The organism is Streptomyces sp. PsTaAH-124 (assembly GCF_000373685.1).
Lineage (GTDB): Bacteria > Actinomycetota > Actinomycetes > Streptomycetales > Streptomycetaceae > Streptomyces > Streptomyces andamanensis.
In genome coordinates, this window is record NZ_KB892159.1 from 177718 (window position 1) to 192528 (window position 14811).

The 14811-nt window shown below is 75.0% G+C and carries 14 protein-coding genes; 8 read left to right on the forward strand and 6 right to left on the reverse strand.

The features are described 5' to 3' along the window. The first annotated feature begins 64 nt into the window (after positions 1-64). Positions 65-1057, forward strand: a complete 993-nt coding sequence (locus tag B086_RS0105255) for an alpha/beta hydrolase (RefSeq protein WP_037872825.1) — start codon at positions 65-67, stop codon at positions 1055-1057. A gap of 263 nt (positions 1058-1320) precedes the next feature. Then, a complete protein-coding gene (locus tag B086_RS0105260; protein WP_234029252.1) occupies positions 1321-1641 on the forward strand; it encodes a hypothetical protein in 321 nt (106 codons plus the stop codon). 11 nt (positions 1642-1652) lie between these two features. Here the strand turns inward: B086_RS0105260 and B086_RS42580 are convergent. Together B086_RS42580 and B086_RS0105265 are read right to left on the reverse strand one after the other, a co-directional pair. Next, positions 1653-2496, reverse strand: a protein-coding gene (locus tag B086_RS42580; RefSeq protein WP_234029258.1) for an IS5 family transposase whose coding sequence is annotated in 2 segments (ribosomal slippage) — positions 1653-2040 and positions 2039-2496 — 846 coding nt in all. Because the reading frame shifts where the segments join, the coding sequence is not laid out codon by codon here. Positions 2497-2588: 92 nt separating this feature from the next. Further along, positions 2589-3536, reverse strand: a complete 948-nt coding sequence (locus tag B086_RS0105265) for a LysR family transcriptional regulator (RefSeq protein ID WP_234029254.1) — start codon at positions 3534-3536, stop codon at positions 2589-2591. Between the two features lie 39 nt (positions 3537-3575). On the opposite strand from B086_RS0105265, the gene B086_RS0105270 reads away from it, so the two are divergent. From B086_RS0105270 to B086_RS0105280, 3 genes are all read left to right on the forward strand, one after another. Further along, entirely contained in the window at positions 3576-4577 is a 1002-nt protein-coding gene (locus B086_RS0105270; RefSeq protein ID WP_018565359.1) for an EamA family transporter, read from the forward strand. Continuing rightward, positions 4574-5275 carry an NAD(P)-dependent oxidoreductase gene (locus B086_RS0105275; protein WP_051115763.1) on the forward strand — a complete coding sequence of 234 codons (702 nt, stop codon included), beginning with the start codon at positions 4574-4576 and terminating at the stop codon, positions 5273-5275. The genes B086_RS0105270 and B086_RS0105275 overlap by 4 nt, the downstream gene beginning before the upstream one ends. Positions 5276-5386: 111 nt before the next feature. After that, positions 5387-6253 (forward strand): class I SAM-dependent methyltransferase, encoded by an 867-nt coding sequence (locus B086_RS0105280; RefSeq protein WP_037872892.1) that lies wholly within the window; start codon positions 5387-5389, stop codon positions 6251-6253. Positions 6254-6363: 110 nt separating this feature from the next. Here B086_RS0105280 and B086_RS39210 read toward each other — a convergent pair whose 3' ends face one another. Together B086_RS39210 and B086_RS0105290 are read right to left on the reverse strand one after the other, a co-directional pair. Continuing rightward, positions 6364-6732, reverse strand: coding sequence for a WhiB family transcriptional regulator (locus tag B086_RS39210; protein ID WP_078530993.1), 369 nt, complete (start codon positions 6730-6732; stop codon positions 6364-6366). A 211-nt stretch (positions 6733-6943) separates the two neighbouring features. Further along, positions 6944-7822: an alpha/beta fold hydrolase gene (locus tag B086_RS0105290; RefSeq protein ID WP_018565363.1), complete on the reverse strand. Its 879-nt coding sequence runs from the start codon at positions 7820-7822 to the stop codon at positions 6944-6946. 156 nt (positions 7823-7978) lie between these two features. Here B086_RS0105290 and B086_RS0105295 point away from each other — a divergent pair, with 156 nt between their 5' ends. Then, on the forward strand, positions 7979-9976 hold the full coding sequence (locus B086_RS0105295) for an AfsR/SARP family transcriptional regulator (protein ID WP_018565364.1): 1998 nt from the start codon (positions 7979-7981) through the stop codon (positions 9974-9976). Positions 9977-10250: 274 nt separating this feature from the next. Here B086_RS0105295 and B086_RS0105300 read toward each other — a convergent pair whose 3' ends face one another. Further along, complete coding sequence (locus B086_RS0105300) at positions 10251-11651, reverse strand: PLP-dependent aminotransferase family protein (RefSeq protein WP_018565365.1); 1401 nt, start codon at positions 11649-11651, stop codon at positions 10251-10253. Positions 11652-11761: 110 nt separating this feature from the next. On the opposite strand from B086_RS0105300, the gene B086_RS0105305 reads away from it, so the two are divergent. Then, positions 11762-12988: a Tm-1-like ATP-binding domain-containing protein gene (locus B086_RS0105305; RefSeq protein ID WP_018565366.1), complete on the forward strand. Its 1227-nt coding sequence runs from the start codon at positions 11762-11764 to the stop codon at positions 12986-12988. 104 nt (positions 12989-13092) lie between these two features. Then, positions 13093-13935, forward strand: a complete 843-nt coding sequence (locus tag B086_RS0105310) for a phosphoenolpyruvate hydrolase family protein (protein WP_018565367.1) — start codon at positions 13093-13095, stop codon at positions 13933-13935. 312 nt (positions 13936-14247) lie between these two features. On the opposite strand, the gene B086_RS39215 is transcribed toward B086_RS0105310, so the two are convergent. Continuing rightward, entirely contained in the window at positions 14248-14781 is a 534-nt protein-coding gene (locus B086_RS39215; protein ID WP_018565368.1) for a sulfite exporter TauE/SafE family protein, read from the reverse strand. Positions 14782-14811: the final 30 nt, after the last annotated feature.

Below are 14811 nucleotides of genomic sequence, written 5' to 3' on the forward strand. Positions count from 1 at the left end.
TTCTCGGTACACCCCCGTGGGGGTGCTGGACCGTTGGTGGGCCGAACGGGCCGTCCATAGCGTGGTGTTCATGACGGATGACACGAACGAGGAACGAAAAGGCGCCACCCGGCGGGCGGCACTGTGTGGACTGGGACTCGCGGTGGGAGGCACGGCGCTGGCCGCCGGGCTCGGAACCTCGCCGGCCGCGGCGGCCACGCGTCGCGGGCCCGTGACGTACGTGCTGGTGCACGGTACCCACAGCGCGGGCGCGTTCTGGATGCCGATCGCGCGGGAACTGGTGCTGCGCGGCCACCGCGTCGTCATGGTGGACCAGCCGCGGCACGGCGCGGAGGCTTTCGTGGCGGAGTCGTACCAGCGGCAGGACCTCGCGGCGATGGCGGTCGAGCCCTCCCCGCTGAAGGGCCTCGGGCTGGACGACTACGAGGCGCGCGTCACGGGCATCGTGCGGCGGGCCGCACGGAACGGCCCGGTGGTGCTGGTCGGGCACAGTCTGGGCGGTGTGTCGGTCAGCCGGGTCGGCGAAGCCGTCCCGCATCTGCTGCACCACATCTGCTACATGGCGGCCTTCTGTCCCAGCCGCGTCATGCCCACGGCGGACGCCTGCACGGCGGCACCGGAGAACGCGAACGCCGTCAGCCCGGTGGAGCTGACGGTGGGTGACCCGGACCGGCTCGGGGTGCTGCGGCTGAACTTCCGTACCGGTGTCAGCGGTGAGCTGGCCCTCCTGAAGGAGATGATCTGCGCGGACTACCCCGACGCCGACTTCCGCCGGATCCTGGCGGGCATGCAGACCGACGAGCCCGTCGCCGCCTACGCGGGCCGGGCGGTCGGCCGGCCCGGCACCTGGGGACGCATTCCCCGCACATACCTGCGTTTCGGCAAGGACCGTACGATCGCCACCGCGCTCCAGGACAGAATGATCGCGGAGGCCGACGCGTCCACACCCGGCAACAGGTTCCGCGTGCACGACTTCCCCGGCGCGTCACACGTCGGCCCGCTGGACCCCACCCCGGTCGCGGACGCCCTGGACACACTCGCGGGACCGAGGGGCTGAGGTGTTTCCACCACTCTCGTGTCCCCGGCCGGAAAGGCGGACGATCACCTGGTTCCTCCCGCTTCGCCGGGCTTCACATCGCGGGCGTCTTCGCCAAGACCGGCCGGACAGGTCCTAGGCCGTGTCCGATGGGTCGTGTGAGCTGATCAAGGACGTGGCCTACTGTTCGCTGGAACGAAGGGGGCCGCAGGGCGCGCGATACAGCCGAAGCAGAGGTGGGGATGAAGGGGATCACGTTTCCGGCCTGGCACGGAAAGCACTACGTGACCCTGGCTGAGCTGCTGGTTCGCCTCGGCAGCTTCGGCCTGGACTTGACGTGGCGCGTCGAATTCGACGAGATCGTCGATCCTCGCTGCGTCGAGATGGAGAGACGGTCCGCCGACGGCGGCATGGACACGTTGACGCTGTTGTCGCTGACGACCCCCTTCCTCCAGCTGATCGATGCCGAAGCACGTGGGTTCGCCGGAGACGAGCTGGTGCTCGTCCTGACCGAATTCGACAGCTCCTTGTGGGACGTCAGGGCTGTCGACGAGCGCGTACTCAGCGAACTTCGCCACCACTACCCGGGTGCCAAGGACCTCTGAGCCGGGGCCCTTCACTCCGGACGGAGCCATGGGCGGATCGCCGCCACGGTAACCGTCCCGTGGAAGACGTACGCGCGCTTGTCGAAGCGCGTCGCGACGGCGCGGAAGTTCTTGAGCCGGTTTATGGTCCGCTCGACTTCGTTGCGACGCCGGTAGATCGTCTTGTCGAACCCTGTGGGTCGGCCGCCTTGGCTGCCGCGGCGCCGGCGGTTGGCCCGCTGATCTCTCGGCTCGGGGATCGTGTGCTTGATCTGGCGTCTGCGCAGGTGACGCCGGTTGCGGCGTGACGAATAGGCCTTATCGCCTCCGACGTGGTCGGGCCGGGTGCGCGGTCGTCCACCAGCCTGCCGGGGCACGCGGATCTCTTCCAGGACAGGAATCATCTGCGGTGCGCCCCCCCTGGCCGGGCGTGATGACAAACCCGAGCGGGCGGCACCCGCCTTCCCCGGCAAGGTGGATCTTGCTTGTGAGTCCGCCTCGCGAGCGTCCCAACGCCTCATCGGGACGGTGACGCGCCGGGCTCCTGCGCCGACCCGGGATCTTCGGGGCACGGGTGGAGGCGCCAGCCGCGTGCTGATGAGCGCGGCAGGTCGTGGAATCGACGCTGACCATGCTCCAGTCGATCCGGCCCTCGGCATCGGCATCGGCCTGGACGGCCCGCAGGATTCTCTCCCACGTGCCGTCCGCCGACCACCTTCGATGACGGTCGTAAACCGTCTTCCAACTACCGAAGTAGGGAGGCAGGTCCCGCCAGGGGAGACCGGTCCGCTGCCGGAACAGAATCCCGTTGATCACCCGACGGTGGCATTGCCAGCGTCCACCCCGCCCGCGATTCACCGGCAGGTGCGGCTCCAGTCGAGCCTACTCCTCATCCGAAAGATCTCCCCGCCCCATGTCCCACGGAACGACTTCCCAGCGGGCTCGTCACTCGACCCGTCGGACACGGCCTAGTCCGGCCCCGCCGCCGTCCTGGCTCCGGGCACGCCGAGGACGGCGAGCATCGCGCGGGTGGCCGGGCCGGGGTTGAACCGGCTCCAGGCCAGGCACTCGATCCGGCGCGGCCCGTCGGCCACCGGGACCAGCGCGAGGGCCGGGTCGGCGGCGGCCACCGGGCGGATGTACGCCGAGGGCAGCAGGCCGACGCCGAGCCCGCGCGCGATCAGCCCGGTGATCAGTTCGACGGCCCCGGCCTCGTAGGCGACCTCGCGGACCAGTCCGGCGGCGGCGAACGCCTGGTCGGACTGGGCCCGGCCGGGCGTCCCGGCCGCGAAGTCCACGAACGTCTCCCCGGCGAGGTCGCGCAGGGCGACCCGGGCCGCGTCCGCCAGCCGGTGCCCGGCGGGAACCACCAGCACATGCTCGTCGTGGTCGAGGACGATGCTCTCCACACCGGACGGCTCCTGTCCCTCCGGCAGCCCCAGGAAGGCGATGTCCAGGTCGCCGTCGCGGATCGCGGCCACCAGTTCGTCGCTGCGCCCGGACCGCAGGACGACCTGGACGTCCGGGTGCCGGGCGCGATAGCGCTGGAGCAGTTCGGGTACGTCCACGGCGGCCGTCGTCACGATCACGCCGACCGCCAGCCGCCCGCGCACCGCTCCGGTCGCGGCGGCGGCGTCGGCCACCGCGCGGTCGGCGGCGGCCAGGCACTCGCGCGCGGCGGCCAGGAAGGCCGCACCGGCGCCGGTCAGCTCGACCCGGCGGCTGGAACGGGCGAACAGCCGTACGCCCAGCTCCCGTTCCAGCCCGGCGATGCGGTGGCTCAGGGACGACTGCACCACCGAGCAGCGCTCGGCGGCCCGGGTGAAGTTGCGCGTCTCGGCCACGGCGACGACGTACCGCATCTGCTGGAGATCCACCCATCCATCGTCCTTGTTCATGGCTGTGATGACAACCATGCTTTGGAATCATGGCGGGGGACGGCCGAGACTCCCTCCATGCATGCCTCGCACCTCTCGCCCTCCCCGGCCGGGCGGTCCCCCGGTCCGTCACCCGCCTCCTCCGCGCGGCGGACGGCGACGACCCTCGCGCTGACCGCGCTGGCCCCCGCGTCCTGGGGCACGACGTACGCCGTGACCACGGAGCTGCTGCCGCCCGGACATCCGCTGTTCGCCGGGCTGATGCGCGCCCTGCCCGCCGGGCTGCTCGCGCTGGCGCTCACCCGGGTGCTGCCGCGCGGCGCCTGGTGGGGGAAGGCCGCCGTGCTCGGCGTGCTCAACATCGGCGCCTTCTTCCCGCTGCTGTTCCTGGCCGCCGAGCGGCTGCCCGGCGGGGTCGCCGCCACGCTCGGCGCCGCGCAGCCGCTGCTGGTCGCCGCGCTGGCCGCCGCAGTGCTCCGCGACCGCCCCACCGCCTGGCGGCTGGCCTGGGGGGTGATCGGCGTGATCGGGATCGGCCTCGTCGTGCTCGGCCCGCAGGCCGGTCTGGACACGGTCGGGGTGGTGGCCGGGCTCGGCGGCACGGCCACCATGGCGGCCGGAGTCGTCCTCACCAAGCGCTGGGGCCGCCCGGAAGGGGTCGGCCCGCTGGCCCTGGCGGGCTGGCAGCTGACGGCCGGCGGTCTGCTGCTGCTCCCGCTCACCCTCACGGTCGAGGGCGTACCCCGGCACCTCGACGCCGCGGCGGCCGGAGGCTACCTGTGGCTCGGCAGCATGGGCGGGCTGATCGCGTACACGCTGTGGTTCCGCGGGATAGGCCGGCTCCCGGTCGGCGCGTCCGCGCCGCTGGTGCTGCTGTCCCCGCTGGTCGCGGCCGTCGTCGGGCTGGCGCTCGGCGAGTCGCTGAGCCTGCTCCAGGTCCTCGGCTTCCTCCTCGCGCTGGCCGCCCTGCTTGCCGCGCAGCTCCGGCCCCCGGCCCGGCTCACCCCGCTCCCCCGCACCCGGCCGGCCGCACCCCGGTCGCCGGAGACCGCTCCGATCCCAGGAGGACGGACACGATGAGCGCGAACCGATCCCCTGTGACGCATTCCCGTACGAGGACGATCGCCGTGCTCGGCGGCACCGGCATGGTCGGCAGCCGGGTGGTCGCCGAGGCCGCCGCCCGCGGGCACCGGGTGCTCGCCCTGGTTCGGAAGCCCCCGCGCGAGGTTCCCGGTTCCACTCCCGTCACCGTGGACGCCACCGACGCCGACGCGCTGCGTACGGCCCTGTCCGGGGCCGCCGCACCCGGCGGTGTGGACGCCGTCGTCCTGAGCGTACGGACCGAACCGGCCGACGAGGAGTTCCTGGTCGGTGTCACCCGTACGGTGCTGGACGCCGCCGTACCGCTCGGCGCGCGCGTCCTGGTGGTCGGCGGCGCCGGTGCGCTGCGCAGTCCCGGGGCCCCGGGACTGCGGGTCGCGGACGACCCCGCCCACGTGCCCGCTGCCTTCCGGCCGGTCGCCGCCGCCGGGGTCGCCCAACTGCGGGCCTGCCGGGCGCACACCGGCGCCGACTGGGTCTATCTGAGCCCGCCCGCGACGCTGGAGCCCGGTGCGCGCACCGGACGCTACCGGCGCGGCACCGACACCCTGCTCACCGACGCGGGCGGCCGCTCCTGGATCAGCGCCGAGGACCTGGCCGTCGCCGTGCTCGACGAACTGGAGCACCCGGGGCCCGACCGCCACATCACCGCGGTCCATCGCGACCCCGGCACATGACATCATCACCGGCCGGGCCTCAGGGGTCCGGCCGGTACGAGGACGGCGGTCGGCCTCGTGGACGTGATCAGCGTGGTCGGCGTGATGGACGAGGTCGACGTGATGGACGTGATGGACGTGGTGGACGAGGTCGACGTAGTGGACGGCTGGGAGTGGGACGACACGCTGTTCGCGGGGTGCGCTCCTCATTACACGCGCGGCCGACTGCCCTACGCCCCCGGGCTCGGCGACACGCTCGCCGGGGCGCTGGGGCTCGACGGGCGGGCGCGTCTGATCGACGTGGGCTGCGGTCCCGGTACCGTCGCCCTGGCGCTGGCCCCCTGGTGCGGTGAGATCGTCGGGGTGGATCCGGACCGTGGGATGATCACCGAGGCCGAACGGGTGTGCGCCGAGCGGGCGTTGGAAGCGAAGGCGCGCTGGATCCGGGCGCGGGCCGAGGAACTGCCCGCCGGGCTCGGCGCGTTCGATGTGGCCGTCTTCGCCCAGTCCTTCCACTGGACGGACCGCGAGCTGGTGGCGGCGACCGTCAAGGGCATGCTGCGGACCGGCGGTTCACTGGTGCATGTCTCGGACCTGAAGCCGGAGGGCGCCCGGGTGGCCGCCGTCGAGGGCCTGCCGCATCCGGCGGTGCCCCACGCGGCGATCGGGGAGCTGGTCCGGGAGCGCCTCGGACCGGTCCGCCGGGCCGGGCGGGGCGTCCTGGCGCGGGGAACTCCCGGCGGTGAGGCGGAGATCCTGGCCCGCGCGGGCTTCCGCGGTCCGCGACGGCTCGTCGTCCCGGGCGCTCCGCCACTGGTCCGCACGGCGGACGACGTCGTCGCGGGGGTGTTCTCCATGTCCTTCTCGGCCCCGCACCTCTTCGGCCCGCACCTGGCCGCCTTCGAGGCGGACCTGCGCCGCCTGCTGCACCGGGCCTCTCCCGCGGACCGCTTCAGTGAACTCCCGCCGGACACCGAAGTGTTCGTCTGGGGAGCCTGAGCCGGTCGGCGACGCGGTCACGGCGCACCGCACGCGCACCGCACGCGGACAACCCAAGGACCACCCACGGAACACCCGCGGACCACCCGCGGACCACCCCGCCCGGAGGGTCAGCCCGCCTCCGCCCAGCGCTCGTTCCAGCGCGGGCGGTCGGCTCCGGCGGTGGCCAGACGGGTGTGCTCCAGGCGGGCCGTCTCCAGCAGCAGCCGCCAGGACGTCACCGTGGGCCGACGGCGGAGCAGGGCCCGCCGTTCACGCTCCGTCATGCCGCCCCAGACACCGTGTTCGATCCGGTTGTCGAGCGCGTGCGCCAGGCACTCGGTGCGCACGGGGCAGCCGGTGCACACCATCTTCGCTCTGTTCTGGGCGGCTCCCTCAACGAACAGCTCGTCCGGATCCGCGGTCCGGCACGCCGCCCGCTCGCCCCACTCCTCGTTGTCCCCAACCACCCCGGCGCCGTCCTCTCCCCATATGGCCAGCGGTTTTCCGCCCGGTTTGCGGGCAGGCACGTGACAGTACGGCAGTTGGGCATATGCCGTCAGTGCCTGCCGCCTCCGTTCCACACCTTCGGGTGACCCGGATTGCGGGCGTGTAAAGCCTGGGGGTATAGGGAAGTTCGGGACGGCGAACGTCTCGCGGGCGGGCGCCGGGACGACTGATCCTGCGGTGCCGACGGCTGACCCCGTGGTGTCAGCGGGCCATCAGGTCCCGGAGCGCCCGCGCGATGTCACCGGGTGCCTCCTCGGCCATGAAGTGCCCGCAGGAGACGGTGGAGTGGTGCAGGTCCGCCGCCCAGGCACCCCACAGGGCGGCGGCCTCGTAGCCGAGCGCGGCGCCCCAGTCCTGCTGGAGCACCGAGACCGGCATCGTGAGCCGGTTGCCCCGGGCGCGGTCCGCCGTGTCGTGCTCCACGTCGATCCCGGCCGAGGCCCGGTAGTCGGCCACGATGGAGGGCACGGCCTCGCGGCAGGCGGCCAGGTAGGCGGCGCGGACGTCGGCGGGCAGGGCGGCGGGGTCGTTCGCCCACAGGTCGAGGAAGTGGGCGAAGAACGCGTCGGGGCTCGCGCCGATCAGCGTCTCGGGCAGTCCGGGCGGCTGGGCCATCAGATACAGGTGGAAGCCCACGGCGGCCGTCGTGCCGCGCAGCGCCTCCCACATGTCCAGGGTCGGCAGGACGTCCAGGCAGGCGAGGTGGGTGACGGCGTCCGGGTGGTCGAGTCCGGCCCGGAAGGCCACCAGGGCGCCGCGGTCGTGGCCCGCCAGGGCGAAGCGCTCGTGTCCCAGGGCGCGTGCGAGCCGTACGGTGTCGCGGGCCATGGTCCGCTTGGCGTAGGTGTCCGGGCCGTCCTCGCGCGGCTTGTCGCTGGCGCCGTAGCCGCGCAGGTCGGGGCAGATCACCGTATGGTCGGCCGCCAGGTCGGCGGCGACGTGCCGCCACATCAGATGGGTCTGCGGGAAGCCGTGCAGCAGGACGACCGGCGCCCCGCTGCCGCCGACGGCGACGTTCAGCTCGACGTCCTCGTCGACGCGGATCCGCCGGAGTCCGAATCCCGGGATGGTAGGTGCCATGGCGCTGCTCCTCGTGGTGTGCGATGGGGTGTCTCGTGGTGTGTGGTGCGGTGGGCGACGCGGCGTGTGTCGTGCGGTGACCAGGGTGCGGGCCGTGGATCAGCAACGGATGAACGCTTGTAGGTTGGTCGGACCGGCGGGTGCGAAGGGACGGATGTGGAGATCGGGGTGCTGGGGGCCGTGGCCGCCTGGGACGAGGACGGCGGTCCGGTGGCGCTCAAGGGGCCGAGGCACCGCGCGGTCCTGGCCCGGCTGGTCGTCGCCCACCGGCGGGTGGTGCCGGTGGCCCGACTGGTCGAGGACCTGTGGGACGAGCCGCCCGCGGGCGCGGTGGGCTCCGTCCGCACCTTCGTCGGTGATCTGCGCCGGGCCCTCGAACCGGACCGGCCGCCCAGGACCCCGCCCCGGCTGCTGGTCACCGAGGGCCCCGGCTACGCGCTGCGGGCCGCGCCGGACGACGTGGACGCGTGGCGGTTCACCCGGGCGGTGGAGGCCCTGGCCGACGCGGGACCCGAGCGGGTGGCGGGCAGGCTCGCCGAGGCACTGGGCTGGTGGCGCGGTCCCGCCTACGCGGACTTCGGCGACGCCCGCTGGGCGCGTACGGAACGCACCCGGCTCACCGAACTGCGCCTGCACGCCGTGGAGCGCCGCGCCGAGGCCCGTATCGCCCTCGGGGAGGGCGCCGCGGCCGTGGCGGACCTGGACGCGCATGTCACCGAACACCCGTGGCGCGAGGACGCCTGGCGGCTGCTGGCCCTGGCGCTGTACCGGTCGGGGCGCCAGGGGGACGCGCTGTCGGTGCTGCGGCGGGCGCGCGCCCTGCTGCGCGAACGGCTCGGTGTCGATCCGGGCCCGCGGCTGCGCCGGCTGGAGGAGGACGTCCTGCGGCAGGCCGCCCACCTGGAAGGACCCGGCCCCGGCCCTGGCACCGGGTCCCGCGTCGACGACGTGTGGCACGAGGCGACCGCCGCGTACGAGAGCGTGCTGGCCGCGCGGGCGCGGACCCGGCTGGAGTCCACGGCGGGACTGATGCGGGACCTGGCGGTGACCGGCGGCGGTGGCCTGGAGGCGGCCCGGCGGCACCGGGTGGCGGCGGTGGCCGCGGCGGAGGGCCTCGGCGATCCGGAGCTGACGGCGCGGGTGATCGGCGTGTTCGACGTACCGGCCGTCTGGACGCGTTCCGACGATCCGGAGCAGGCCCGGTGGCTGGTGGGCGCGGCCGAGCGGACGCTCGCCCGGCTGCCCGCCGAGGGGCAGGACGCGACGCGCTGCCGGCTGCTGGCGACCGTCGCCGTGGAGTCCCGGGGCGCGCTGCCCGCCGACCCGGCGGCCGGGGCGGCGGCGCGTCCGCTGCGGGCCGCCCGGCAGGCGGAGGAGATCGCCCGCCGTCTCGGCGACGCCGCCCTGCTGTGCTTCGCGCTGAACGGCACCTTCATGCAGACGTTCCGGCGGGCGGGGCTCGCCGCCCGCCGGGACGCGATCGGCGCGGAGGTGGTCGCGCTGGCGGCGCGGCACGGTCTGGCCCGGTACGAGGTGCTCGGCCGTCTCGTCCGGATGCAGGCGCGGTGCGCCGTGGCGGACCTGGCCGGTGCCGACCGGCACGCGGCCGCCGCCGACACGCTGGCCGAGCGGCACGACCTGCCGCTGGTGCCGGTGTTCACCACCTGGTACCGGGCGCTGCGCACCGCCATGACCGGCCCGCCGGACGCGGCCCTGGCCGCCTACGAGGCCGCCGGTGCCCGGCTGCGCGATGCGGGCATGCCCGGCCTGACGGAGGGTCTGCTGCCGCTGGCGCTGCTGAGCGTACGGCTGCGGCACGGACTGCCGTACGCGGGCCCGCCCGTCGAGGACTGGGGGCCCTACGCACCGTGGGTGCGCCCTCTGCTCCTGCTGGGCGAGGGCCGTCCCGAGGAGGCGGCACGGGCGCTGACCGGGGTGCCGTCGCCGCCGCGCGACCTGATGTACGAGGCCATGTGGTGCCTGGTGGCGCGGGCCGCGGCGGCGGTGGGCGACCCGGACACGGCAGCACGGGCCCGGACCGCACTGACACCCGCCGCCCCCGAACAGGCGGGCGCGGGCAGCGGGTTGATCACGCTGGGAACGGTGACCGAGCACCTGGACCTGCTGGCCGTCGTGCCACCGAGGCGCTGGTGAGCCCTCCCCCGCTCCGGGGCGCGGTCGCCGCCGTCGAGTCCCCGGCCGGCGGTGACCGGGCGAGTGAGCCCGGCACGAACGGGCGCCGTCCGCCCACCCGGCCGCCGCCGCGGTGCCACCCGTGCCCGGCCGCCACCGCTGACCACCCGCGCCTGCCGCCGCCCACCACCCCCGTGCACGCGCCCGGCCACCAGGGCTCACTTGCTTCCCGCCGCGTCCTTCCGCGCACGGCACCTGGCGCCGCCGCCCGGCACCGTGCCGCGGCGTCCACGGGTCACGCCTCCCTCGGGTCCGTCAGGGTCGCGAGGGTGCGGGCCACGTCGAGGAGGGTGCTGTGGGGGTGCCAGACGGGCAGGCGGACGTGGCCGCGGTGGCTGTGGTGCGGGGAGAAGGCCGGGCCCGGGGTGAGCCGCAGGCCGTGTTCCAGGGCGCGGCCGGACAGCGCGACGGCGTCCTCGCCGGTGTCGATCCACAGGCCGGAGCCGCCTGCCGGGGGCCACCACCGCCAGCCGGGCAGGACGGCGCGCAGCACCTGCTCGGTGTCCGCGTACTGCCGCAGCAGGAACGCGCGCCGCTCCGCCCGCTGCGCGGCGGCCCGGGGCAGCAGGAGCAGCGCGGCGAGCTGGTCGGCGACGGGGCTGCCGAGGTCCACCGCGCGGCGCACCTCCACCAGCCGTCCGACGATCTCGCGCGGCCCGCGGACCCAGCCCACCCGGATGCCGCCCCAGAACAGCTTGGACAGGGTGCCCACGGTCAGCAGCCGGGCCGGGTCGGCGAGCCGGTCCAGGCCGGGCAGCGGCTCGGAGCGGTGCCAGGCGAGGTCGGCCTGCGACTGGTCGTCGACCACCAGCAGGCCGTGGCGCGCGGCGATCGCGGCGAGTTCCCGGCGGTGGGGCGCGGGGGTGTGCACGCCGGTCGGATTGTGCAGGGCGGTCTGCGCGTACAGCAGTCCGGCAGCGCCGGCCGCCGCGGCGGCGCCGTCGAGCAGCCCGAGGTCCGTCCCGGTGGGGGTGAACCGTACGCCCTGGACCCGGCCGCCCGCCCCGGCGAACGCCTCCAGCGCGCCCCGGTAGCTGGGGTCCTCCACCAGGGTGCGGGTGCCGGGCCCGGTGAGGGCCGTCGCGATCAGCCAGACGGCCTGCTGCGACCCGGCGGTGATCACGATCTCGTCGGGGCCGGTCGGCAGCCCCCGGCCGGTGAAGCTCGCGGCGAGCGCCTGCCGCAGCTCGGGCAGCCCGGCCGGGTGGTACCCCGAGTCGGGCAGGTGGCGGCGCAGCAGCCGGCCCACCTCGGGCATCACCTCGGCGACCAGTTCGGAGCCGGGCAGCGCGCCGGACGACAGGTCCGTCACGGGCCGCCCGTCGTCGAACGAGGTCAGCCGCCCCTCGCCCGGCCGGCCGCCGCCGCGCGCGCCCCGGACGTAGGTGCCCGAGCCGTGCCGCGCGGCCAGCCGGCCGTCCGCCGTGAGGTCCGCGTACGCCCGCGCGACGGTGCCTCGGGCCACGCCGAGCGCCCCGGCCAGGTCCCGCTGTCCCGGCATGCGGCGGCCGGACGGCAGGTGCCCGCCGTCGATCAGTTCGGCCAGCGCGTCGCGCAGCGCGGCGGCGGCCGGTGCGCCCGTCCGCCACGCGCCGAGCAGGCGTGCCACCCGTTCCGCCTCGCCCCGTCCGCGCATGCGCCGCTCCTCACCGGCTTGGTCCACTTGGCTCCAAGTGGACCACGGCGCGTGCGGGCGGTGCGGCCAGGATGGGGGTGTCGGCTCGAAGAGGAGCGGAGGTACGGGACATGGCGACAGTGGCGCTGATCGGCACCCTGGACACGAAGGGTGCCGAGTACGCGTGGCTCGCGCGGCGGCTGGAGCGGCACGGGGTGGCGGTCGTGACGGTGGACGTGGGTCCGCTGTCGGACGCCGCGGCGGACGTCACGGCGGCCGAGGTGGCGCGGGCGGCGGGCACGGATCTGGCAGCGCTGCGGGCGGCGGGCGACCGCGGGGCGGCGATGGAGACGATGGCGGCGGGCGCGGCCTCGGTGGTGCGGGAGCTGCACGCCGCCGGGCGGCTCGACGGCGTCCTCGCGGTGGGCGGGTCCGGCGGCACGTCGGTGGCCTCGCGCGCGGTGCAGGCGCTGCCGGTGGGCGTGCCGAAGCTGCTGGTGTCCACGATGGCCGCCGGGGACGTCGGCCCGTACGTGGGCGCGGTGGACGTGACCCTGATGTACGCGGTGGTGGACGTCGCCGGGATCAACTCCCTCTCCGCGCAGGTCTTCGGCAACGCGACCGCGGCGGTGGCCGCGATGGCGCGGGAGTACGCGGCGCGCCGGGCGGAGCCCGCCGCCGACGGGCACCGTCCGCTGGTGGGGCTCTCGATGTTCGGCCTGACCACGCCCGCGGTCGACGAGGCGCGGGCGGAACTGGACCGGCTCGGCTACGAGGCGCTGGTCTTCCACGCCACCGGCGCGGGCGGGCGCACCCTGGAGAAGCTGGCCGCCGACGGCCGGCTCGTCGGGGTGCTCGACCTGACGACGACGGAGCTGGCCGACGATCTGGTCGGCGGGGTGCTCAGCGCCGGACCGCACCGGCTGGAGGCGGCCGGTGCCGCCGGGATCCCGCAGGTCGTCTCGCTCGGCGCGCTCGACATGGTCAACTTCGGGCCGCGCGCGAGCGTTCCGGCGGCGTTCGACGGCCGTACGTTCGTGGTGCACAACCCGACCGTCACACTGATGCGGACCACGCCCGCCGAGAACGCCGAGCTGGGGCGCCGGATCGGCGCGAAGCTGGCCGCCGCGCGGGGGCCGGTGACGGTCTTCGTGCCGCTGCGGGGCGTGAGCGGCATCGACCGGGAGGGCGGTCCGTTCCGGGACGAGGAGGCGGACGCGGCGCTGTTCGCCGCGCTGCGCGAGGCCGTGGCCGGTACGTCCGTCGAACTCGTCGAGGCCGACGCGCACCTGAACGACCCGGGCTTCGCCCGGCGCGCGGCGCTGCGGCTGCACGAACTCGTCACCGCGGCGCGCTGAGCGCCGTACAGACATACCTGTTCATCTGCTTTATCGACTTTATCGACTTCATCAACTTTCTCGGCTTCACCCGCACGGCCGCGGGCGAAGGAAGGAGCGGCACCATGGACCGGCAGACGGCTCTGCGGCGGCTGAGGGCGACGGTGGCGTCCGGCCGGCCGGTGATCGGCGGCGGCGCCGGTACCGGCATCTCCGCCAAGTCCGCCGAGGCGGGCGGCATCGACCTGCTGATCATCTACAACTCGGGGCGCTACCGCATGGCCGGCCGGGGCTCCCTCGCGGGCCTGCTGGCGTACGGCGACGCGAACGCGATCGTGCTGGAGATGGCCGACGAGGTGCTGCCGGTGGTGCGGGACACCCCGGTGCTCGCGGGGGTCAACGGGACCGACCCGTTCCGGGTGATGGGGCGCTTCCTGGACCGGCTGAAGGAGACCGGGTTCGCCGGGGTGCAGAACTTCCCGACGGTGGGTCTGATCGACGGTGTCTTCCGGCAGAACCTGGAGGAGACCGGCATGGGCTTCGGCCTGGAGGTCGAGATGATCGCCGCCGCGCACGAGCGGGACCTGCTGACGGCGCCGTACGTCTTCGACCCGGACCAGGCGGTCGCCATGGCCGAGGCCGGTGCGGACGTCCTGGTGCCGCATCTGGGCCTGACCACCAAGGGCAGCATCGGCGCGGCCACCGCGCTCACCCTGGACGAGTGCGTCGAGCGGATCCAGGCGATGCGGGACGCGGCGGTCGCGGTCAATCCGGACGTCATGGTCCTGTGCCACGGCGGGCCGATCGCCGAACCCGGGGACGCGCAGTACGTGCTGTCGCGCACGCGGGGCGTCGTCGGGTTCTTCGGCGCCAGCTCCATCGAGCGGCTGCCCACGGAGACGGGCATCCGGCGGCAGACCGAGGCGTTCAAGGCGGTCACCCTGCCGGACGGCTCGCCCGGCGCCTGAGCGACGGCGCGGGGCGGGAGTCCGCCGCGGGCAGTTCGCGGGCGGCCGTCTTCCGCGGGGACCGCCGGGTGGACCGCGCCCCGGAGGCATACGGGCGTGCCGTGCGCGGCACTTCGCCGATCCGGTGCCCGGTCCGCCGGTCGCGCACATCAGCCCGTGCGTCTTCTGGACGGCCTGGACGACTTGGCCGACCTGGACGACCTGGACGGCCTGGACGGCCTGGACGTCCGCGCCGCGCGAGCGGCCCACCGTCGTGCGCACCGCCGTCCCCGCGCCGGGCGTCGACGCCGCACGACGGCGAGGCCGGGGCGGTCAGCCGTGCAGGGCGAGGTAGGGGGCCAGGGCCAGCAGGGTGAGGACGAGGGCGGTCTTCAGGTGGCGGGCGGGGAGGGCGCGGGCGATCCGCCAGCCCAGCAGGACCCCGGCCAGCTCGGGGACGCCGACCAGGGCGGCCAGGGGCCAGTCGACGGCGCCGTGGGCGACGTAGCCGAAGGTGCCGACCGTGGCGATGACGACCGACTGGGCCTGGGCGGCGGCCAGTGCCTCCAGGACGGGGGCGCCGAGGGCGACCAGCAGCGGGACGGTGAGCATGGGGCCGCCGATCCCCACCAGGCCGCTCGCGGCGGAGATCCCGAGGCCGAGGCCGGTGACGACCGCCGTGGACGGGTGGGCCGGGCCCGTCTCCGGGGGGCGCCGCCGGTCGCGGACCCGCACCAGTACGGCGGCCGTCGCCACGAGGACGGCCAGCACCAGGCCGAACGCCCGTGCGGAGACAGCGGTGTTGAGCAGCACCCCGACCGGCGTGCCGACCACGGCGGTGGCCGCCAGGAGCTTCTGCGCCCGCACCGGACCCTGACGTCCCCGGGCAGCGGGCGC